Annotated in this window: 16 protein-coding genes and 1 pseudogene; 9 read left to right on the forward strand and 8 right to left on the reverse strand. The window is 42.8% G+C overall.

Annotated elements, in window-relative coordinates:
• Positions 1-2,283 (forward strand): beta-N-acetylhexosaminidase (locus V5298_RS11785; protein WP_332931646.1); only part of this gene is annotated, 2,283 nt, incomplete at its 5' end.
• A gap of 11 nt (positions 2,284-2,294) precedes the next feature.
• Here the strand turns inward: V5298_RS11785 and V5298_RS11790 are convergent.
• Positions 2,295-4,427 (reverse strand): TonB-dependent receptor, encoded by a 2,133-nt coding sequence (locus tag V5298_RS11790; protein WP_332931647.1) that lies wholly within the window; start codon positions 4,425-4,427, stop codon positions 2,295-2,297.
• Between the two features lie 220 nt (positions 4,428-4,647).
• On the opposite strand from V5298_RS11790, the gene V5298_RS11795 reads away from it, so the two are divergent.
• Positions 4,648-5,208, forward strand: coding sequence for a DUF1439 domain-containing protein (locus tag V5298_RS11795; protein WP_332931648.1), 561 nt, complete (start codon positions 4,648-4,650; stop codon positions 5,206-5,208).
• Between the two features lie 162 nt (positions 5,209-5,370).
• On the opposite strand, the gene V5298_RS11800 is transcribed toward V5298_RS11795, so the two are convergent.
• Positions 5,371-6,516 (reverse strand): alpha-hydroxy acid oxidase, encoded by a 1,146-nt coding sequence (locus V5298_RS11800; RefSeq protein ID WP_332931649.1) that lies wholly within the window; start codon positions 6,514-6,516, stop codon positions 5,371-5,373.
• Between the two features lie 148 nt (positions 6,517-6,664).
• On the opposite strand from V5298_RS11800, the gene V5298_RS11805 reads away from it, so the two are divergent.
• The 3 genes from V5298_RS11805 (at position 6,665) to V5298_RS11815 (ending at position 9,103) form a co-directional block, all read left to right on the forward strand.
• Positions 6,665-7,468, forward strand: coding sequence for a FadR/GntR family transcriptional regulator (locus tag V5298_RS11805; protein ID WP_332931650.1), 804 nt, complete (start codon positions 6,665-6,667; stop codon positions 7,466-7,468).
• 147 nt (positions 7,469-7,615) lie between these two features.
• Positions 7,616-8,491, forward strand: coding sequence for an EamA family transporter (locus V5298_RS11810; protein WP_332931651.1), 876 nt, complete (start codon positions 7,616-7,618; stop codon positions 8,489-8,491).
• A gap of 225 nt (positions 8,492-8,716) precedes the next feature.
• Positions 8,717-9,103 (forward strand): DUF6314 family protein, encoded by a 387-nt coding sequence (locus V5298_RS11815; RefSeq protein WP_416351173.1) that lies wholly within the window; start codon positions 8,717-8,719, stop codon positions 9,101-9,103.
• A gap of 39 nt (positions 9,104-9,142) precedes the next feature.
• On the opposite strand, the pseudogene V5298_RS11820 reads toward V5298_RS11815, so the two are convergent.
• Positions 9,143-10,018: pseudogene (locus V5298_RS11820) on the reverse strand (EamA family transporter).
• Positions 10,019-10,235: 217 nt separating this feature from the next.
• Between V5298_RS11820 and V5298_RS11825 the strand changes: the two are divergent.
• Positions 10,236-10,865: a PEP-CTERM sorting domain-containing protein gene (locus V5298_RS11825; protein ID WP_332931652.1), complete on the forward strand. Its 630-nt coding sequence runs from the start codon at positions 10,236-10,238 to the stop codon at positions 10,863-10,865.
• 118 nt (positions 10,866-10,983) lie between these two features.
• On the opposite strand, the gene V5298_RS11830 is transcribed toward V5298_RS11825, so the two are convergent.
• The 5 genes from V5298_RS11830 to V5298_RS11850 all read right to left on the reverse strand — a co-directional run bounded on the left by V5298_RS11830 (position 10,984) and on the right by V5298_RS11850 (position 16,639).
• Positions 10,984-12,450, reverse strand: a complete 1,467-nt coding sequence (locus V5298_RS11830; RefSeq protein ID WP_332931653.1) for a HAMP domain-containing sensor histidine kinase — start codon at positions 12,448-12,450, stop codon at positions 10,984-10,986.
• A gap of 26 nt (positions 12,451-12,476) precedes the next feature.
• Entirely contained in the window at positions 12,477-13,169 is a 693-nt protein-coding gene (locus V5298_RS11835; protein ID WP_332931654.1) for a response regulator transcription factor, read from the reverse strand.
• 56 nt (positions 13,170-13,225) lie between these two features.
• The gene (locus V5298_RS11840) at positions 13,226-13,939 is read right to left on the reverse strand and encodes a spondin domain-containing protein (protein ID WP_332931655.1); all 714 of its coding nucleotides are present in this window, start codon (positions 13,937-13,939) and stop codon (positions 13,226-13,228) included.
• Between the two features lie 13 nt (positions 13,940-13,952).
• Complete coding sequence (locus tag V5298_RS11845) at positions 13,953-14,654, reverse strand: spondin domain-containing protein (RefSeq protein ID WP_216030485.1); 702 nt, start codon at positions 14,652-14,654, stop codon at positions 13,953-13,955.
• 188 nt (positions 14,655-14,842) lie between these two features.
• Positions 14,843-16,639, reverse strand: a complete 1,797-nt coding sequence (locus tag V5298_RS11850) for a putative bifunctional diguanylate cyclase/phosphodiesterase (protein WP_332931656.1) — start codon at positions 16,637-16,639, stop codon at positions 14,843-14,845.
• A gap of 388 nt (positions 16,640-17,027) precedes the next feature.
• Here V5298_RS11850 and V5298_RS11855 point away from each other — a divergent pair, with 388 nt between their 5' ends.
• From V5298_RS11855 to V5298_RS11865, 3 genes are read left to right on the forward strand one after another with little or no spacing between them, the layout of a single operon-like run.
• On the forward strand, positions 17,028-19,196 hold the full coding sequence (locus V5298_RS11855) for an ATP-binding protein (RefSeq protein ID WP_332931657.1): 2,169 nt from the start codon (positions 17,028-17,030) through the stop codon (positions 19,194-19,196).
• On the forward strand, positions 19,193-19,624 hold the full coding sequence (locus V5298_RS11860) for a response regulator (RefSeq protein WP_332931658.1): 432 nt from the start codon (positions 19,193-19,195) through the stop codon (positions 19,622-19,624). Before V5298_RS11855 ends, V5298_RS11860 begins: the two co-directional genes overlap by 4 nt.
• Entirely contained in the window at positions 19,624-20,706 is a 1,083-nt protein-coding gene (locus tag V5298_RS11865) for a hybrid sensor histidine kinase/response regulator (protein ID WP_332931659.1), read from the forward strand. The genes V5298_RS11860 and V5298_RS11865 overlap by 1 nt, the downstream gene beginning before the upstream one ends.
• The last annotated feature ends 17 nt before the right edge of the window (positions 20,707-20,723 follow it).

Below are 20,723 nucleotides of genomic sequence, written 5' to 3' on the forward strand. Positions count from 1 at the left end.
CAAAATATCATACCTAAGCCTTTGCAGTGTGTTTCTTATGCTGGGGAGTTTGTATTGGGCTCGTGTGTAGATGTGTATGCCAGTAAGGACTTTGTAAACGAGGTTGCAAGGTGGCAAGACTGGTTTAAATCACAACTTTTTGTGACTTTTGTGCTTCATACCATCGCCACACCTTCGGTCAGTGAACAACAAGGCGTGCGGGATGCTAATGGGGAGGCGACAATAACCGTTAGCCAAAATGCCGCGCTTAATAGGGAAGGCTATTGTTTAACGGTAAAGGAAAAGGGGATTCATATTTCTGCTCGTTCCTCGGCTGGGGTTTTTTATGCCTTTCAAACCCTATGTCAATTGATACCCAACGAGGCTTTTTCTGGGTCTAAAGGGAATCAGCAAAGCTGTTCTATACCGCTTGTTGATATAAAAGATAGCCCTCGATTTTCCTACCGTGGCATGCATTTGGATGTGGCCCGCCGGTTTATGCCAGTTTCCTTTATTAAGCATTTTATTGATTTACTCGCCCTACATAAAATCAATCGCTTTCACTGGCACCTTACCGATGATCAAGGCTGGCGCATTGAAATCCGCTCCTTTCCTAAATTGACGGAATCGGCGGCATGGCGTAATCAAACCGTAGTAGGGCACACGCTGGATGGACCTTTTGAAGGTGATGGCGTGCCCCATGGTGGCTATTATAGCCAAGACGAGGTGCGGGAGATTGTGGCCTATGCCGAAACAAAACACGTTATGGTGGTACCAGAAATCGATCTTCCTGGGCATGCTACCGCATTTTTACATGCTTACCCACAGTTTGGTTGTGCGGGTAATCAGCCGCCAGTGGAAGAAAGTTTCGGTATTTTTCAACATGTTTTGTGTCCCACCAGTGATACCTTTGACGCACTCCGCACCTTGTTTACTGATATTGCCGATCTGTTTCCCGGTGACTATATTCACCTCGGCGGTGATGAAGTGGTGAAAACCCAGTGGCAACACAGTGATTTTGTTCGCACACTTATGCAAACCCATGGCTGGGAAAGCTACGATAGTGTGCATCATTACTTTATCAAAAATGTTTCCGATATCATTATTTCTTTGGGTAAAAAGCCCATCGGTTGGAATGAGGTGATAGAAGGCGGCGACATACCCGGCACAACCATAATGTGCTGGCAAAATGCCGAGGTGGGCTTTGAAGCCGCTAAATCGGGGTATGAGGTTATTATGAGCCCTGCTTCACATACCTATTTTGATTTTTATCAGTCTAAATCCGTTGACGAACACATGGCCATTCACGGTCTTACTTCCACCTCAAAGGTCTATCACTTCGAGCCTATACCTGAGCCTATGCGTGATACGCCCGCAGCGGCCAATATTATCGGTATTCAGGGGCAGCTTTGGAGTGAATATGTTGTTTCTGCTGAGAGGGTAGAATATATGGTTTTACCCAGAATGACGGCGTTAGCGGAAGTGGCCTGGTCACAACAACCGGAAAAGAACTGGGCTGATTTTAGTCGACGTTTACAATATCTCTTACAGCGATTTGCATTGATGGGGCTGAATGTATCAGAGGCCATCTACGCTCCCCAAATACAATCTCAACTTCACGGAGTAGGGCTTGGGGCATGTCACAAGATAAGTTTTCATCGTGAAATAGAGGATGATATCGCCTGGCTTTATACGGTCGATGGTACGGAACCAAAACATGGCCAACCGTATAAGGGGCCTTTTGTCGTGTCGGGCAATACAACCGTCAGGGTTCAAGGTCAATGCAAAGTCACAGGCAGGTATTTCCCTACCAGTCTTTTTCAAAGTGTGGAAAATAAACTTATTGGTGCTCGTGTCAATTTGGCTCACTGTAAGGTAAACCGAGAATGGAATCCCCAACCAGAGAAAACCTTAGTATGCGGCATTAGTCAGGGGCAAAATGTTTTTCATGCTGACCAATGGGTTGAATTCCCAACCGGGGAAGCAACAATAGAAATTGAATTAGCCCATCAGGAGACATTTAGTCAGATTACTTTAGGCTATACGCCGGGCTTACACCGACATTTTTTACCGCCTCGTAATGTACAATTATGGCGCTCAGACGACGGGCATCAATGGAAAATGCTAATTACAGCTACGGACGATGACTTTTCCTATGAAAAGGGCAGTGTGACGGTTCACTTTGCTGAATGTGAATCAAAGTTTCTAAAATTATTGATAAACACGGATGAAAAAATCTTTGATCGACAAACACTGTTATATCGAACCGCCCCACTCATGTTAGATCAGATTGTGGCGTTATAAGTAAGTTGTTGCTAAAAATCGTAGGATGTCATCAGATAAAGTCGGCGACGTTCGCCCACATAGGAACCAATGGTTTCGGTAAAGCCGCTGATGGCATATTCCTTATCAAACAGGTTTTTGATGTTGGCTTGAAACGTCCAATCCTGCCATTGACTTTGCCATGACAAATCAAAAATTGTATAGGGTTTCACAATCTGGTTGCTGCGGTTTCGCTGTTCGCTGACGTAATCCAACCCCAGGGCAATAGAAGAGTGAATGCTGGGGAAATCGTAGCGTGTCCACACACCTAATTGATGACGGGGCATATTGGCGGTGTAGCGATAATCGTCATCGGTATCGCTTACGTCTACGTCGTTGTAGGCGTAATTGATGTTGGCTACCCAGCGGGAGGTGATATCTGTTAGCACATCAACCTCGATACCTTGGCTGCGTATTTTACCAATAGCAACGTTGTAGTCATCGTTATCCACATCTTCGGCCAGCATATTTTTACGTTCTATATGAAAAGCGGCCAGATTCAGGTTCACCTTTTTATCGAACCAATAGCTTCGGGCGCCAACTTCAAATTGCTGGCTTTCTTCCGGATCAAATAAGCTGCCGTCTTCGGAGGTGTTTTGGTCTTCTGCCGATTGTGGGGAAAAGCCCGTGGAAAAAGACACGTAAGGGATCAACGCCGGACTTACCGCGTAGGTAGCGCCAATGCGGCTAGAGTAGCCAATATCATGATAAGACGCGGTGGACGCATTGCGATAATCTGAGAAATCTTCATCGATGTAGTCAGCACGGGCGCCTGCAACAAGGTTGAGTTTCTCTGTGATATCCCATTGGTCTTGAACAAATAGACCTAGTTGATTGAGTACCGTATGTTCATCGGCGTTTAAGGATAAGACATAGTCATCGGCGTCATCCTGACCATACACAGGATTGAACAAACTTAAATTCGACACCCCGTCGTCTTCCCCGGTTGCACGATAGTACAAAAAGTCATTGTCGTTATAGGTGTAATCCGTGCCGAGCACAAGGGTATGATTCGAAAGCTCCGCCACCACATAACCGGCTAAAAATGCCCCTTTATTTTGTTCGTATCGATCTCGGTATTGGCGCTTGGTTTCATCGTATTCCCCATCGTCATCACTATCGATTAAAGCATTTAACTCGTGATATTTTTGGGTTTCTTCATTAGTAAAGAAGCGGGCATTTAACTGGCTGGTTAACCCGCTATTAATATCGGTACTTAAATTTAACTGCACAACATTGGCGGTGAGTTCCTGATAGTCGGTGGCCTCGTTATTGTTCCAGGAGGTGTCGGTTAAAAAGTTACCATTGTCGTCAGTGGGAATACCCCGCAACCTTGCGCCATCAATATGCTGATAAATGTGGTTGTATTGGACAGTAAGGGTATTGTTATCGTTAATATCCCAGCTATACCCTAAATCAACACTTTGGTTTTGTTCATCGACATTGTTGCGGTAGGAACCTTCATCGCTCAGATAAACCCCTACGCGGTAACGCTGAGATGCGGCCTCATTGACAGGTCCGGAGGATTCAATACTGCCGCTTAAAAAATCCTTATTTCCTAAGCCTAGTTCCACCGTGTTGATGGCCTCGTAAGTGGGCTTTTTGGTCACATAGTTGATCACACCACCTGAATCGCCCGCGCCGTACACCGCACCGGACGGCCCTTTTAATACTTGAATTTGTTGAATAGAAAACAGTTGGGGAATGGAAAATCCACTGAAAGGATCACCTTTTAACCCATCGTAGAGAATTTCATCTTGGGCAAACCCGCGCATGGTAACGGTGGAAAAGTTATTGTAGGAGACCCCTGAAATTGACCGATAAAGATCAGAGATTTCATAGGCGGCCTGATCCTCCATAAGATCCTGGGTGATTACTTGGATACTCTGGGGAATTTTATCAATGGGTGTATCGGTTCTCATGCCTAAGCTGGCGCTGTCCGATTTATACAAAGATAAGGCCCGTCCAGTCACTTCTATATGCTGGAGTTCATCATCAGGTATTTGCGGGGCATTGGTAACACTGTCATTGTTTATATTAGATTCTGACGATGCAGCCTCAGCGACAGACGCAACTAACCATAGAGTGCACGCAGTGAAAATAGTGTAGGTAAGGGATAATGACATAGTGAGCAAATAATGCAGTGACTAAAAAATTGCCTGTATAATATTGATTATGATAATCATTTGCAATAATGATGGAGGCGGGGGGTTATGGATGGCCTATTTTTACGTAAAATTGACGTTATCTGCTAAGTTTTATATCAAGGTAATCAGGATCACCCGATGATGTTCTCGCTGTAGTCGTGGTACATTGATTTATTGTTTATAATTTTAGAGGCGCACCATGCGTGTATTACTGCTTTTCTTAATGAGTATCTGTATTTGGGGTTGTAGTTCGTTAGCATCGTTAACGTCTTATACGGTAAACAATTCAGAACTCGAAACAGTGCTGAGTAAACAGCTGCTTAAATTAAACGATAATACCCGAGTGCTGGGGGTTCCCGTTGAAATAGCCCTAAACGATTTAGCGGTGGATATTGGCCCAGACAACCGAAATGTAATACGTCTAACGGTAGATGCAGATGCCATTGCTGGTATGTTGGGGTTTACTTATCCGGCCAAAGTGACCTTAAGTTTAGAAGGTGCTCCATCATATAATGCCAGTGAAAAAGCCATTTACGTACAATCGTTAACATTATTAGACAGCAGCATTGAAACGGGAGGCTTTAGCGGTAATTTGGCACCAGTCAGTGACGATGTAATGGCGTTGGTCAATAGTTACTTAAAAACGAATCCAGTTTATACGTTAGACACCAGCCAACCGGGCGTGGCTTGGCTAGCGACTATTCCGTTAAATATGTCCGTTGAAGCCGGAAAAATACGTTTCGCCCCCGCGACCAATTAAGTTGTAAGGGGCTTTTCAATAAAAAATACGACAAATTTTATGCATAGAGCCCAGTTAATGGGCCCTTTATGTGGTCGCAAGGAACGCCACACCGTGGCATCACGTAGCTAGCTGGATTATTGATACAGGATCTGGCTTTTAGTGCGTAAGGTCGTGTTGCAACTAACGAAACCTTAGCATGCCTTCATGTAAATCACTGACCGACTGGCAACCCATTAGCATCATATCGCGCTGGATCTCGGCTTTCATCAGGCTAAGGGCCCGGTCCACACCGGCCTGGCCTGCTGCGGCTAACGGATACAAGTAACAGCGTCCACCGCCCACGGCTTTCGCTCCCAGTGCCAGTGCTTTTACCACATGAGAGCCACGCTGGATGCCACTGTCCATGATCACATCAATTTTATCGCCCACGGCATCGACAATTTCTTTGAGTTGGTCAAAGGGCGCCCGTGAGCCGTCCAGTTGACGTCCGCCATGGTTGGATAAGATGATCCCCGTACAGCCAATATCCACGGCTTTTTTCGCATCTTCTACCGACATAATGCCCTTTAAACAGAATTGGCCGTCCCATTCTTGAACCATTTTGGCCACGTCATCCCAATTCATAGCAGGATCGAGCATTTCAGAGAAATAACGGCCAATGGACATGGCACTGCCATCCATATCGATGTGTTCATCAAGTTGAGGCAAACTGAAGGATTCATGGGTAACGTAATTGATCCCCCACATAGGCTTAATGGCAAACTGCATGATGCCGCCCAAGGTCAGCCTAAAAGGAATGGAAAATCCGGTGCGTAAATCCCGTTCCCGATTGCCGCCGGTAATACTGTCAACAGTAAGCATCATCACTTCCACACCGGCTTCTTTTGCCCGTTGCATCATAGCACTGTTGAGCCCCCGATCTTTGTGGAAGTAAAATTGGTAAACTTGGGGATTGTCGTGTTTTCTACGTAACTCTTCCAGACTGACTGTACCTAAAGACGATACGCCAAACATGGTGCCATGCTTAGCCGCAGCAGCAGCTACAGCTCGCTCGCCTTGATGGTGGAAAAGGCGCTGTAAAGCAGTAGGAGAACAATACAAAGGCATGGCCAGTTTCTGCCCCATGACGGTCACCGACAAATCGATGTCTTTTACTCCCCGCAATACATTGGGTACAAGATCGCAAGCCTCAAAGCTGTCGCTGTTGCGTCGTTGAGTGGTTTCATCGTCTGCGCCGCCATCAATATAGTTAAAAATTGGGCTGGGTAAGCGACGTTTGGCTAGTTTCCGAAAGTCATGATAATTGTGGCAATCTTTGAGTCTCATAATGGGGCTTATTGTTGTATGGTTTTGGTAAACATACTTTACCGATTATATTTGGTCAATTTTATTTACCACAAAAAGCTACTCTTATTTGGGAAGCACAGGTAAACTTGCCATCATTCTATTGATCTCCCTGTTTGCCCGAGTTTTTATGAAATCAGCCACATCTATCGCCAATGAATCACAAACGAAATGCCCCACCGAAATCTTTGAATCGGTGCAACAACATTCGTTATCTGAAGCGGTGGTGGAACAACTGGAAAACTATATTCTCGACGGTATTTTACGCAGTGGTATGCAATTGCCCGCTGAACGTATACTGGCGGAACAATTAGGGGTGTCGCGGCCGAAATTGCGTGAAGCATTACGTATTTTAGAAGAGCGTGGGTTGTTAGAAATTCATCCGGGGAGTGGAGCGGTGGTGGCTCCCTTGAGTGGCGATGTGATGACGCCGGCCTTGATAGCGTTATATTGTCGTCATCCCCGGGCTATTCAGGATCACCTTGAATACCGTAAAAGTCAGGAAGTGTTCGCTGCCCAGCTGGCCAGTGCGCGGGCCACCGCTGAAGATAAACAAGGCATTCAGACCATTCTTGATGAGATGGTACGGGCTGATGAACAAGGCGATCTGTCTCAGGCCTTAGAATTAGATGCCCAGTTGCACATGGCCATTGTACACGCCAGTCATAACCGCACGCTGATCCATATGATGGCCTCCCTGTATAGCTTAAATCGCAGTGGTATGTTTTTCAGTCGCAGTGAAATATTACACCAGCGTCATTGTGCTCAAACGCTATTGGAACAGCACCTAGCACTAGGCAAGGCGGTGATAGCCGGTGACACCGAGCATGCCATGACACTGGCGGCACAGCATATCGACTATGTGGCAAATGCCTTAGCCCAGTTGCTTGCTCAGCAACAGCGTGAAGCCCTAGCGGCCAAGCGCTATGCTTAACGTTTATTGCAGTCTGCGTGTGCCAGTAGAGCGGACGGATAAACAATCATTTATTGAGCCGCATCGAAGGATTGCCACTTGTGAATTTTAGCCTTCAGCCAAGAGTCATTCGTGCTTTTGTCTGTTTATCGTTAAGTTGGAGTTATTTTGAGTTGGGCCGTATTTACTGTATTCGCCGTGGTGTTTCAAACCTTGCGTAATGCCTTTCAAAGCCAGTTAAGCCAGAGTGTCAGTACTTCGGGGGTTACCTTATCCCGCTTTTTGTTTGCGCCGCCCATGGCGCTATTTTACCTATTAATACTGTACTATTTTGAACCGGCAGACGTCCCCCATTTTAGCGTAAAATATGTCCTTATCGCGCTGGCAGCGGCACTTTTGCAAATCGCAGCGACATCACTGATGGTGATCCTGTTTAAACAAAAGAATTTTGCCATAGGGGCAGGCTTAGCAAAAAGTGAAGCGTTGGTGGCAGGCGTATTTGGTACCTTGTTTTTTGGTAGCGTGCTGACGCTGCTAGGATGGCTAGGCATTATTATCGGTACCATCGCGGTGTTTGTGCTGAGCGGATTTAGACGGGGAGGTAGTGTTAGTCTATCGACCGCCCTGATTGGTCTGACATGTGGTTCCTGCTTTGCCTTTACGTCGTTATTTGTACGGGAATTAAGTCATCTATTGCCGTTACCCAGCTACCACAGTGCAGCCTGGACCCTGCTATGGATCCTTTGTATCCAAACCCTACTGTTGTGCAGCTACATTGGGTTTCGTCGCCCTAACACCATTAAACAACTCGGTCATAGCCTAAAACTCACCACGGCCACCAGTTTTGTCAGTTGTACAGGCTCCATATGCTGGTTTACTGCCATGACCTTAAATGACGTCGCGTATGTGAAAACGTTAGGTCAAATAGAAGTGTTGTTAACCATGCTTATTTCCGTATTTTGGCTTAAAAAGCGGGTGGCTAGCCATGAAATTGTCGGCTTACTGTTAATCGGCCTAGCGGCCCTCTTTGTGTTGTGGAGCTAGCAGGGCTTTCCCTCTAAATGACAGGCTGGCAGGTGAGTACAGACCATTGTGTGATGTTTTTCTGTGTAGCCTTAGGCTATTGAATTGCTGGGGCTATGCCCTTATATCCCATACTATCGTCATTTGTAAGTACTAACTGTAGTGATTAAAGGCTCGTCGACACCCCCAGCGTTGCCCGTCAATGCAAAACCACAAAAACCATTGCCGTCATGCCTAGAGGACTTTGTGGGTCTTTGGCAACTTTCTCGTACCATTGTGCAGCGCAGCGGCGATACCTTTTTGTTTGCAGGCAAGGCGAGTTTCAGCTGGCGGGACGAGGCTTTGCTTTACCATGAGTCAGGGCAGGTCTCGGGGCCCCATGGAAAGGTTTTACAGGCCGAGCGCAGCTACATTTGGCAGCAGTCCTCGACGAATCAGTTTGATGTGTTATTTGACGATATTCGCTATTTTCATTCCTTTAGTGCCGCCCAGCCCAATGGGGAACACCTATGCGGTGATGACCATTACAAAGTCAGTTACGGTTTTGAAACCTGGCCGCAGTGGTCCTCTACCTGGCAAGTTAAAGGTCCCAGAAAAGATTACGAAATGCATAGCTGTTATCAGCGCACTTAATGGGTATTGCGCTCTGTTTTTCTATGGCATTGATGGTTTTTACGTTTTCGCTTCGTGTGTTGTTTTCTTTTTCTCGTGCCTTTGGGACAACCACAGTGCAATCACGATGATAGTTCCCCCTAAAGCCAGTCGACCATAATGGGTGTCTTTTTACCAAAGCATGAGGTTTACCACCAATCCAGCCGGGATTAATGCATTGTTCATAATGGCCAGGGTACCCGCAGAAACCCTAAGTGCCCCTGCATTCCAAAAATAGTAACCTAAGCCCGATGCCACTGCGCCAAGCCATAGGAGTACACCCCATTGAGTACTTGTGTGGGGCAATTGTTGGCTATTGCCAAATATAACAAAGGCGGGCAGGGCAATGGCGAGGGCGCCAAGATAAAACCAGGCAAAAACATTGTGGTAGGTTAGGTTTGAGTGAAAGGAAGAGGCCAGCTTTTTATACCCGACCTGACCAAAAGCAAAACAAAGGTTAGCGCCTTGTACTATAAGAAAGCCTTGCCAGAAATCTTCATTGATACCCTGAAAGCGAATAATGGCCGCCCCTGCAGTGGCGAGCAGTGCACAGACGAGGTGAAAGGGCGTAAACCGATTAAACAGGGCATCGTTAAGTATAGCTACGTAAAGCGGGGTGAAGATGGTGAAAAGCAATACTTCAGGTACGGTTAGATACAAAAAGGAATGATAAAAAAAGATGTACATCATACCGAGCTGCAAAGCGCCCAGCCCAGCAAGAGTGACTTTTTGTTTTATACTTAGCATACGGGGCTTAAGAAAGGGTAAAAATACCAAGGCAGCAAGTAAAATACGGGTGAGTACCGAAAAATAACTGTCCACCTCACCGGCTAAATATTCCCCAATTAAGGAAAAGGAAAACGCCCATAATACTGTAACTGCAACTAAATAAACCACGTACTGCTCTTGTTAATCGTTGTGTATCCGGTGAAGTATTGCATAGCGTTTGGGAAGGCGCTAGTTCCTGTAATTCACAAGGTGATGCTTATCGCAATACTGTCGATATTTTTTACATGACTTGCATTTAAATAAAATAAATTCATTTTAAACATATAGTTAAAAATGGCTCGTATTTGGCATATGTAAAAGAAATGTCAGTATAAATTGAGTTGTTATGAATAAGTATTTTAAGTATGTCGTGTTATTTTTGTTTCCTTGGGCGATGGGGGCGAATGGAGCGCTCGTTGAAATTAACCCGCTGAGCTACAGTGTTCTGCAAGCCACAGATTGCGGTTCGTATTGTTATCACGATGAAACGGGTAGCCAACTGATTGATGGTTTATATGGGACGCATATTTGGCAAGCCGATTTAGGTAATGGTAATGCTTATGAATGGTTAGGTTGGACAGATGATAGCGTCTATATCGTGTTTGATTTTGGTGCGCTTACCATGGTAAATGAAATTATTGTGGGGACGGTACAGGACCGACTGAACGATGTGGTATTTCCATCCATTAGTGTGGGCACAAGTGTGGATGGTGTGACTTGGGGCACCCCCTTTCACTCCCTTTACGTACCTGAAAATACAGCGAATAATCTGGTTCACGGCGACTTAACTTTATCTGCACTCAATCAAACAGCCCGCTATTTTGTACTGAACTTGGAATTTTCCTTAGATGGGCCATGGACGTTTACCGATGAAGTGGATTTTTACCAGAATGTCAGTGTTTCAGTGCCAGCCCCCAACTCATTCGTGTTACTTACCCTTGGTCTTGCGATATTAGGACTGCGTCGTAAAAGGTAATAGTGTGCATGGTGTGTCATTTCCATTGTATACATACTCTTGCGCTTTTGGGCGCTCAATACACAAGTGGTAAGGTGGCAAATATGGTGCATTTTATCGGGTATCACTTCATCGTATTTCACAATGCCGCTTTTGCCAGTTCAAAGGTAAAACGGCTGCCTTTTCCTGGTTGACTGGTGACGCGGATCACACTTTTATGTATGTCCAGTAATCGTTTTACAATGGATAATCCTAGCCCTGCATTGGCAATGTTTGCTTGGCTATTAGAGGCCTGATATTTAGGTTCAAAGATGGCTTCGAGTTCATTTTGATGAATACCGCGCCCGTTATCAATAATGCTCATGGCCACTTTGTCTTGATAATCATTGATTTCAATTTTCACCATGCCGCTCGCTTGGGTATGACGAATGGCATTATCAATGAGGTTCACCAATACTCGCTCTAATTTACTGATATCGGCATAGGCCACAATCCCGTGCTCGGTCTCGGCGATGACGCGAAGTTGAACCTGTTGCTGTTCTGCTTGAAAACGAAGGCGCTGCATCACATCGTAGGCGAGCTCTACCACATTTACCGGCTCGGGGATAAACTGAATATCGCCACTTTCTAACCGAGCTAACTCAAAAAGTTGATCCACCAGTTGATTGATTTGCAGACTGTTTTGATAGGCAAGATGCACGAGCTCCGGCTTGCGCTGTTCTTCGGGGGTTATTAACCAGGTTTCTAAATAGCCGTTAAGGCCGGTCATGGGCGTTTTGAAATCATGGGAAATATGAGATAGCAATTCTCGTCGCAACTGCTCGGTATTTTTTATTTGGTTGAGTTGCTTATTAATATGCTGCGCTGATGAAATAAAGCTTAACTCTAAGTCTTGAATCTCTTTGCTTTTTAACCAACTGTTTGATGTGGTATCTAGGTTGGCAAAGTCGTTTTTGACATATTCAAGGGTGCGTTGGCTTAGCTTTTTAAGGGGTTTAGTAATAATTATTACCACCAATAACATGGCGATAATGCCAAATAAAATCGCCATGCCAAGTATAAAAGCACTGTCTTTTATTACCTTACTACCGGTGAGTAAAGCGGTGGCTGAATCACGTTTTTGGCCGCCAATAATCACGTACAGATAACCTTGGATTTGGGATGATGCCGCACTGATAATGGGGGTCACCGAGAATATTTTTTGCGATCCGAGTGCTCTTGGATCGTCTCCGTAAACAGGAAAGTGGCTTCCATTAAGGTAATCATCTATCGGTTTTAGATCCACGCTGTTAAGTTTAACCGCACCTTCCGGCGCAGAGTAGGCCAGCACTTTACCCTTAGTATCAAGGGCATAAAACTCCCATTCCGGTCCCAGTAGCATTTTAGTATGAAACGCCGACACTAAGCTTTCGGTATCAATGATCCCGCTTTCCAATTGGGGGTTATCGTGAACGATATGAGCCGCCAAATCTCGATGTAAAACTTGCTCTACCTCATCGGCAAATTTTTCACTGCTATGTAAATACCACTGAAACAAAACAAAGGCAGCAATAATGAATAAAGCACTGATAGCGAGGGTAAGTTGGCTGGCGAGTGTTCGGAACATGAGTAATCTCGATTTTATAATGTCTTTTAATAGGAAAATTTATAGCCAACACCCCAAACGGTCTTTAACCAAAGTGGGTTAGCGGGGTCTGCTTCGAGTTTCGAACGAAGGCGGTTCACCGTAGAATTGACGGTATGGGCAGAGCCTTCACGACGGCATCCCCAAATACTGTGGAGTAATTCCTCTCGACTAAAAACCCGTTGGGGTTGCTGCGCTAAGAAATACAGCAACTCAAATTCTTTTGCGGTGCATTCTAAAACCGAATCGCTAAGCTGTATTTGATAGAGATTAGGGTCGATGGTCAATTCGCCGAAAGTTAACACTTGTTTACTTGCGGCCTCAAGTGGCTCCTTTCCTTGGTTGCGCCGAAGATGGGCTTTAACTCTGGCTTGTAATTCCAACACCGAAAACGGTTTTGTTAAGTAATCATCTGCGCCATTTTCTAAGCCTTTCACCACATCTAATTCCGAGGTTTTCGCAGTTAACATGATTATCGGGATATCCGGTTGTAATTGACGCAATCGCTTGCATAATTTAAGTCCATCGGTACCTGGAAGTGTGATGTCTAAAATGGCCAGATCATAGTGATGATTTAACTGTTTGTAGGCCTCAGTGCCATCGTGAAAGACCACAACCTGATAATTCATCATCGATAAATTGATGGAAATAATATTGGCAATGTCCCGACTATCTTCAACTAATAAAATCTTATTGGTCATTGAAGTAACCACTCCTATCTATAAGGTATATAGATAAGAGCGGTTCAATGACTATTTTATTGCACCCGAGTGATAATTAATTGGGCGGTTGGATTATCAAATTTGTGTTCGGGTAGTAAAAGCGAGGTGGCTAACTCAAGTTCGGTGAGTATACCGGCATGAACAGCGACTCGGTCCACGTCACCTTCACGGCTAGCATTGAAGCCTTCGCCGCCAATACCAGGCACAGCAATTTCATCATTTTCTTCCGTGCCGGCATCGTAGGCCATTAAGGATTGTTGATAGCTTTCATTCAGTTCTAGACCACTAATATCTAAATCGGTCACGCCGGTAAAAGCATCATTGGTAATACCTAGCATTACCGCCAAACTAAGGCTCATGGAGTCGGTGTCACTGAGTTCCAGTGTCAGTGTTTGGGATTCACCAGGCGCAAGACCCGTTTCGCTTGCCACGCTGTGCTCAACGTCGGGTAGGGCGACGAGTTCGCTGCTATCGCCGCTTTCGGCGAGCATTTCTAAAGCGACACTTGCCGGTTCGCCTGCTTCCCATAACTTCACGCCAGCGGCATGGGTAATCACTGCCGGTGGTGAAATCATTTGCCCTTGCGTGATATTCGTCAGGGTCACTTCATAGACATAGGTTTGAGGTGTTTCGATTGGCTCAACCGTGTCGTCAGCACTAGCGTGGTCGTTGCCATCTAAATCACAGGCTGACAAGATAGCCGTCATTGCGATTAATCCGACAAGTTTAAATGTTTGAATTTTTTTCATGCCTAATCTTCCCTTAGTTAACGGTAATGACCAGCTTAGCCACAGGGTTTAACCATCTGTGTACTGTACTGTCTAAGTCAGAGAAACCGCCGTTTGCATCCGTATCGCCAATATTGCCTGGGTGAATATGAACAGTAGTATTGCCTTCGTTGAAGCTTGCCCCTGTACCTCCACTTCCTGCATTACCACTTGGATCGGCTGGAATACCCGCCACACCCACTTCGCCGCCACCATTGACGATTTCGTCATTCACTTCAGTTCCCGCATCATAACCATTAAGCATAATGGTATAGGTACCGGCTTCGGTGGGGATGTGCCAGCTGTCTAAGCCCACAAAACCGTCATTTGTAGGTAATAACATAGCGGTGAGGGATAAGTATTCGTTGCTGCCTGTATCAATAGAACCCATGGACGTCACACCCGCTAATGTCGGGGCATCGGTAAGATCTAGGTTAACGCCACCGACAGCGGTGACATCGGATTTTAGTCCTGATGTGTCACCACCCTCTGCCATTTTTTGTAATGACAAGCTTGCGGCTTCACCCAGGGTAAATAAGGATGTGTCTTCACCGTGGGCAGCAACCAGTACTGGGGTAAAAGAAATTGAGTGGGTGAGGTTTACAAGGGTAATATCCAGATCCGCGGCGTTAACTTGAGCGGCTGATAATAAGGTAGAGATAATGGCCAATGATTTTGCTGTTTGTTTGAGTTTCATAACTGTCTCCTTGATTAAGTAAGCACAGTTTATGAAGTAAATATCCTAACAATAGGGGGGATTTATCACAAAAGTATCACAGTTTTTATTTTGCATGATGTTTGCTAAACGGTTATACCAAACAGTAAAAAGGCATTGACTATGGTCGAGTTTTGGTAGCGACACGTTTATATTAAGTAAGAATAATTTTATTTTTCTAGCCAACCACGGTGTTCAACAATGGCATAGGTAAGGAGTAAGGCTTCATCTTCCAGTTTAATTTGTTGTCTCCAGCTACCAACCGTCATTTTTTGCTCAAGCCATTTGATAATTTGTTCGCTGGTTGTGGGTTTGCTAATGAAATAGCCTTGAGCCTTGTTACAGCCAAGTTTTAACAGTAATAAGCCTTGCTCCTCATTTTCTATACCTTCCGCTATAACTTCACAATTGAAGGCGTTGGCCAATGCCATAACGGCTTCAATGATGCTTAAATCTGCGGTGTTTTTTTGTATGTTGCTGGTAAAACTACGATCAATTTTTAACTTCGAGACAGGCAACTTTCTAAGGTATGAAAGTGATGAATAGCCAGAACCAAAATCATCCAGAGAAACCGCTACTCCCAACTCATTGCACTGCTGTATCACGTCCGCAACGCGATCTACATCGTATAAAACAGAACTTTCTACAATTTCAAGTTCCAGAAATTGGGGGGTAACATGAGGATAAACGCTCAGTAGTTGCTTTAAATTGGCTAAAAAATCATCTTGATGAATATGCTTGCTGGTTATATTTACACTTACTGGTATGGAGAAACCAAGAGACTGCCATTGAGATATTTGCTTGAGGGCGTTTTCAATGACCCAGTAACCTAAGTCAATGGATAATGCGTGTTCTTCAATTAACGGTATGAATCGATTAGGCGAGAGTAATCCTCGATGGGGATGCTGCCATCGTATTAATGCTTCGACACCAATACACTCACCGGTTTGCATATTTATTTTAGGTTGATAGAGCAGAATTAATTGATTTTGTTTTATTGCTAAAGATATTTCATCAAGAACCTGCTTATTTTTTCGTTCTTTCGAGGCATCAATTTCGTCATAGAGTTTAACCACATTCTTTCCGCTTTGTTTGGCCTCATACATTGCAACATCAGCCTGTCGCAATAGTTGTTCGCCTTCTAGGGGAGATTGCTGAGGATAGAAAGTCACGCCAATACTGGCAGATAGTGAAACTAAGCGGTCATTGATTTTTAGCGGTTGTGATGCTGCCCGTAATATTCTATGCAAAATAGGAAAGCAATCTGAATGGTTTTCAAGGTTAGAAATTACCCCGGCGAATTCGTCACCTCCGACTCGGGCGATGTGGTCATCATCTCGTAAGCATTGAGCAAGGTTTTTGGAGACTTCTGTAAGTACTTTATCACCCGCATTATGGCCTATGGAGTCATTGATGGCTTTAAATGCATCTAAATCAAGGAAGTAGACGGCGATTTGCTTATTGTTTTGATTTGCGTGATGTATTGCACTTTGCAGCTTTTCGGCAAGTAATTTTCTGTTAGGTAGTTGGGTTAACGGGTCGTAAAGAGACTCATTGCGTAATTTTTCTTTATATAAATTCTGCTTGGTGATATCCCGTAACATCGCCAAATAAAACGCGGGTTCATTGTCTGGATCATTGATGGCGGTAATGGATAGATTTTCCAGATAGATGGTGCCATCTTTTTTTCTATTCCATATATCGCCACACCAGTAACCTTGTTGCTTGAGCGTTTCATTCATGGCCTGATAAAACTCAGGGTTGTGCACGCCAGAGGATAAGACTCTGGGTGTTTTACCAATAATATCACTTCGGGTATAACCGGTTATTTGTTCAAATACAGGATTCACGTCGATAATTATTCGCTGTAAATCCGTTAACATCACGCCGTCAGCGGTAAGATTGAAAATAACGGAAGGAAGTTCATGAACTGAAAAATCAAATGTTCGTGTAAAACAATTTTTCATAGGCCGATTGATAATCTTTGTTTGTTGAGTCCCTTACCTGTGATGATAAAAACACGGGTATTGTCCCTTTACCCACGACAGGCATTGTGTACCTTATTTATATAAGGTTGTGTGAATGTATGATGCCCAAGATCATGATTCAATTGCAAGCATAATAACCATATTAATTTTATGGCTATTTGGTTTTTGCACAAATTTACAAATAGACGTTGGAGTTTTGCCTACCTAATCCTATAAAACGGGTGAGAATATGCGGTAATTCGAGACGAATGGCGTATGGAATAGCAACTTAATATGATGGGTTGGTATTGTTAGGCTATAGTTAGAAGTACGCGTCTTTTGATGGTTAATTAAATGGATTTTTACTTCTACTATTTTTACCTACTCTATGAATAAATTTCATTTAAGTCAGGTAGGTTATGTCTTCGGCTGTATTCTTATTTTCGCGTTGGGGGCGATTACCCTTTGGTATAGTTATTTAGATGTTTCGCAGCAAGTGAGAACCGAAACCAGCAGCGCACTATTACTGGAATCTTCATCAAAAGGGGAAATAATCGAACAAACGTTACGAAGTAGTATTAGCGATGCTAGGTTCATGTATTCCACCCCGCCCATCGCAGCCATCGTACGTGAGTTCGAGAACGGCACTTTATCTCCCTCAGTGAAAGCTGAAGTAAGTGTTTGGGCTGAACGCTTGGAGATGCTTTTTGTGGCATACATGGAAAACAACCCTGATATAGTACAGATCCGTTTTATTGGTCGTGCTGATGAAGGCAGGGAACTGATTCGGGTGCATAAACGAAATGGTGAAATAGAAGTCGTTCAGGGAAGTAATCTACAACAAAAAAGTGAACGTGATTATTATCAGCGTGTTCAAACCCTGCCCGACAACCAATTATATATTTCGGAAATAACGCTGAACCGAGAATATGGAAAAATAGAACAACCACCATGGCCAACATATCGTATTGCACAACCTGTATACGATAATAATCAGAATTTTTTTGGTTTGGTTATCATTAACTTTAACGCTCAATTATTGCTGAGTAAGTTAACCCAAAATAAAAACTCATACATAGAAATTTTCTTGCTGAATGAAAGAGGTGAGTATCTATTGCACCCTGATAGTAATCAGTCATTTTCTTTTGAGTATGGGAATACAAAAAATTGGAACGATGAAACGAAATATATTGATGAAGTGGCCGTTGGGATTGATAACTTTCATACCGTGGTGTTTGAAAAAGAGAATGTTATTTTTAACGTTGTTGAATACCCTGTAACACTGAATATTTCGTCTCATATCCCTCCGTTAACTGTAGTGGCCGCAATTAATTATGAGAAAATGAATGGTCTCATTTTTCAGCGCTACATGACATCTGTGCTGTCAAATTTAGGATTGGTAATAGTGGCTTTCATATTACTAACGCTTTATCGATTATATAGCCATGTCAGTTTTTTACGTATGAAAGCGCAAGCTGAGATTGAAGCAATATTTCAAGGTTCTAAAGATGTAATTATTAGCATAGATATTAATGGGAACGTTGACTCTTGGAATCATACTGCTAAGACATTTTTTGATGTTAAAGATTCTCAGATGCGGCATATCAATATTGAAAAAATCATAAAAAATGACAAGGCGCTAAAATTAATAAGAAAACAGATTGAAATAGTTTTTGATGGGGGTAAATCTGAATCATTAGAGATATATATGAACTCTAATGAAAATACAGAGGTAGTCATGTCAATTGCATTTTCTCCGGTGAAAATAAAATCAGGTGATGTATCCTCGGTTTCGGCTATTTTCAGAGACGTTACTGATGCGAGTTTATTAAGAAAATCATTGCAGTCTAGCAATGAGAAACTTGAATCAAGAAATGAGGAAATGCAAGCTTTTGTCTATACAGTATCACATGATTTAAAATCGCCTTTGGTGACCATTGGCGGGTTTACAGATAGGATATTGGAATCGTCCGATAATGGAATTAATGAAAAAAATCGCCATCGATTAGAGCGTATAAAAATCAATGTTGAACATATGGCTAAGTTGCTTAGTGAATTGTTAGATTTAGCTCGTATAGTTCGAAAAAAATTAAAGTTAGATATGTGTGATTTAAACTATTGTGTAGAAAGAGCAAAACAATCACTGAATGAATCAATTATTAATTCTAATGCTAGATTTGAAATAGAAAATGGAGAGCAAGAATTAAAAGTAAACTCACAGTTACTAACGCAATGTTTGCAAAATTTGTTTTCGAATTCGATTAGCTATAGATGCGTGGAAAGGCCAATTGTTATTCACATTAAGTGCTATGTAGAAAATCATTTTATTTATGTTTCCGTATCTGATAATGGACTGGGTATTGACAAGAAATATCACAATAGAATTTTTAAAATATTTGAACGACTTGATGTAGGAAGCGGCAGCGGCGTTGGCTTAGCGATTGTAAAAACAATCATGGAAAAACACCAGGGCCAAGTGAAAGTGGATTCTATTTTAGGCGAAGGGAGTACGTTTACGTTGTGTATCCCTCAACATAGCGAGGATGAATTGACATGAGTTCATTACATATATTGGTTGCCGAAGACAATATTGATCATGCTGAAATGATTTTGGACGCACTGGAGGAGTTTAATAAGGAAAACAAAATAGAACACTTCAGTAACGGCGATTTAATTGTTTCTCATCTTCTTAATCTTCAAGAACTGGAGAATGGTGAAAGTAGCATGCCAGATCTCATTCTAATGGATATAAAAATGCCGATTATGGACGGTCTGGAAGCATTGAGATTGATTAAAGAAAATCCAGCTTTGAAACACATTCCTATAATGATGGTAAGTACATCTGAGAATTCGCTAGATATAGAGAAAAGTTATAGGTATGGTGCTAATAGTTATATAGTTAAACCTTTTGATTATACTGAGTTTGCAAAAAAAATCTGTGAGGTTAACCACTTTTGGGCAGATATAAGTAAGTTGTCAAAATAATGAAGATATTACTGATCGAAGATAATCAAGATCATAGAGAATTAATCGAGGAGTATTGCTCTCACGCTTTCGGTAACGATTGCGATATTCTTAGCTTTGATAAATTAAAATCGGGGTTAGATGCACTTGACACTACTTCTTTTGATATAGCGTTAATCGATTTAAGTTTGCCTGATTCATGTGCCGAAGATACGGAGCTTGCCTTAGAGAACTTAGATACACATATACCGATAATTGTCCTTACTTCCTTGAATGATGAAATGCTAGGTCAAAATTTAATTCAAAAAGGTGCTCAAGATTTTTTGCCAAAAGATAGCCTAAACAGTGCTTTGCTCCATCGAATTATTAATTATTCTATTGAGAGGAAGAAAGGACAGTTTTCACTTGAACAGCGAGCTATAGATCAACAAACATTTTGCATTAGTCTCTCCCATGATTTTAAAGCGCCCATCCGAAATATTTCACAGTTAACGAAAATATTGAAGAGTAGATTAGAGGAGAAAAATAGTTTTGAGGAAGGTGATAATTTACTTTTTTCCAAAATAGATGAACGATTATCTACAATGAATAGGTTGATTGATGGACTATATAATTATATTTTGACTGAAGAGTTGCATCCAGCACCGGACAATTCTGTTGACCTCAATAATATAATATCAGAATTGGAACAGTTACTCACTAATGTTAATGGTAAAAACGTTACGATAAAGTATGGTGAATTACCTGTAATTAAAGGTAATGATACGCAAATTTACTTGTTGCTGCAAAATATACTAGAAAATGCAATAAAGTTTTGTCGTGTCGATCCCGTTATTATTATTACGTCAAAAAGTGATGAATCTTCTACATTTTCTGGCCTATTTAGACATAAAATAACGATAAGTGATAATGGTATAGGTATCGATAAACAGTATCTAAAGGATGTTTTTAATCCCTTTCGTAAATTACATTCAGACAGCGATTATCCTGGTTCAGGTTTGGGACTAAGTGTCGTCGAACGTATTATTTATAATCATGGAGGAAAAATTTGGATTGACAGCGATAAAAATAAGGGAACAAGCATTACATTGGCATTTCCATAATGCAAGTTCCAAATTTT

Source organism: Alteromonas sp. 14N.309.X.WAT.G.H12, from assembly GCF_036697315.1.
Lineage (GTDB): Bacteria > Pseudomonadota > Gammaproteobacteria > Enterobacterales > Alteromonadaceae > Alteromonas.

What these genes read in the sequence shown, in the direction of transcription:
- V5298_RS11790 (WP_332931647.1), bottom strand. Translation starts at nt 4,427, where the DNA reads ATGTCATTATCCCTTACCTACACTATTTTCACTGCGTGCACTCTATGG.
- V5298_RS11795 (WP_332931648.1), top strand. Translation starts at nt 4,648, where the DNA reads ATGCGTGTATTACTGCTTTTCTTAATGAGTATCTGTATTTGGGGTTGT.
- V5298_RS11800 (WP_332931649.1), bottom strand. Translation starts at nt 6,516, where the DNA reads ATGAGACTCAAAGATTGCCACAATTATCATGACTTTCGGAAACTAGCC.
- V5298_RS11805 (WP_332931650.1), top strand. Translation starts at nt 6,665, where the DNA reads ATGAAATCAGCCACATCTATCGCCAATGAATCACAAACGAAATGCCCC.
- V5298_RS11825 (WP_332931652.1), top strand. Translation starts at nt 10,236, where the DNA reads ATGAATAAGTATTTTAAGTATGTCGTGTTATTTTTGTTTCCTTGGGCG.
- V5298_RS11830 (WP_332931653.1), bottom strand. Translation starts at nt 12,450, where the DNA reads ATGTTCCGAACACTCGCCAGCCAACTTACCCTCGCTATCAGTGCTTTA.
- V5298_RS11835 (WP_332931654.1), bottom strand. Translation starts at nt 13,169, where the DNA reads ATGACCAATAAGATTTTATTAGTTGAAGATAGTCGGGACATTGCCAAT.
- V5298_RS11840 (WP_332931655.1), bottom strand. Translation starts at nt 13,939, where the DNA reads ATGAAAAAAATTCAAACATTTAAACTTGTCGGATTAATCGCAATGACG.
- V5298_RS11845 (WP_216030485.1), bottom strand. Translation starts at nt 14,654, where the DNA reads ATGAAACTCAAACAAACAGCAAAATCATTGGCCATTATCTCTACCTTA.
- V5298_RS11850 (WP_332931656.1), bottom strand. Translation starts at nt 16,639, where the DNA reads ATGAAAAATTGTTTTACACGAACATTTGATTTTTCAGTTCATGAACTT.
- V5298_RS11855 (WP_332931657.1), top strand. Translation starts at nt 17,028, where the DNA reads ATGAATAAATTTCATTTAAGTCAGGTAGGTTATGTCTTCGGCTGTATT.
- V5298_RS11860 (WP_332931658.1), top strand. Translation starts at nt 19,193, where the DNA reads ATGAGTTCATTACATATATTGGTTGCCGAAGACAATATTGATCATGCT.
- V5298_RS11865 (WP_332931659.1), top strand. Translation starts at nt 19,624, where the DNA reads ATGAAGATATTACTGATCGAAGATAATCAAGATCATAGAGAATTAATC.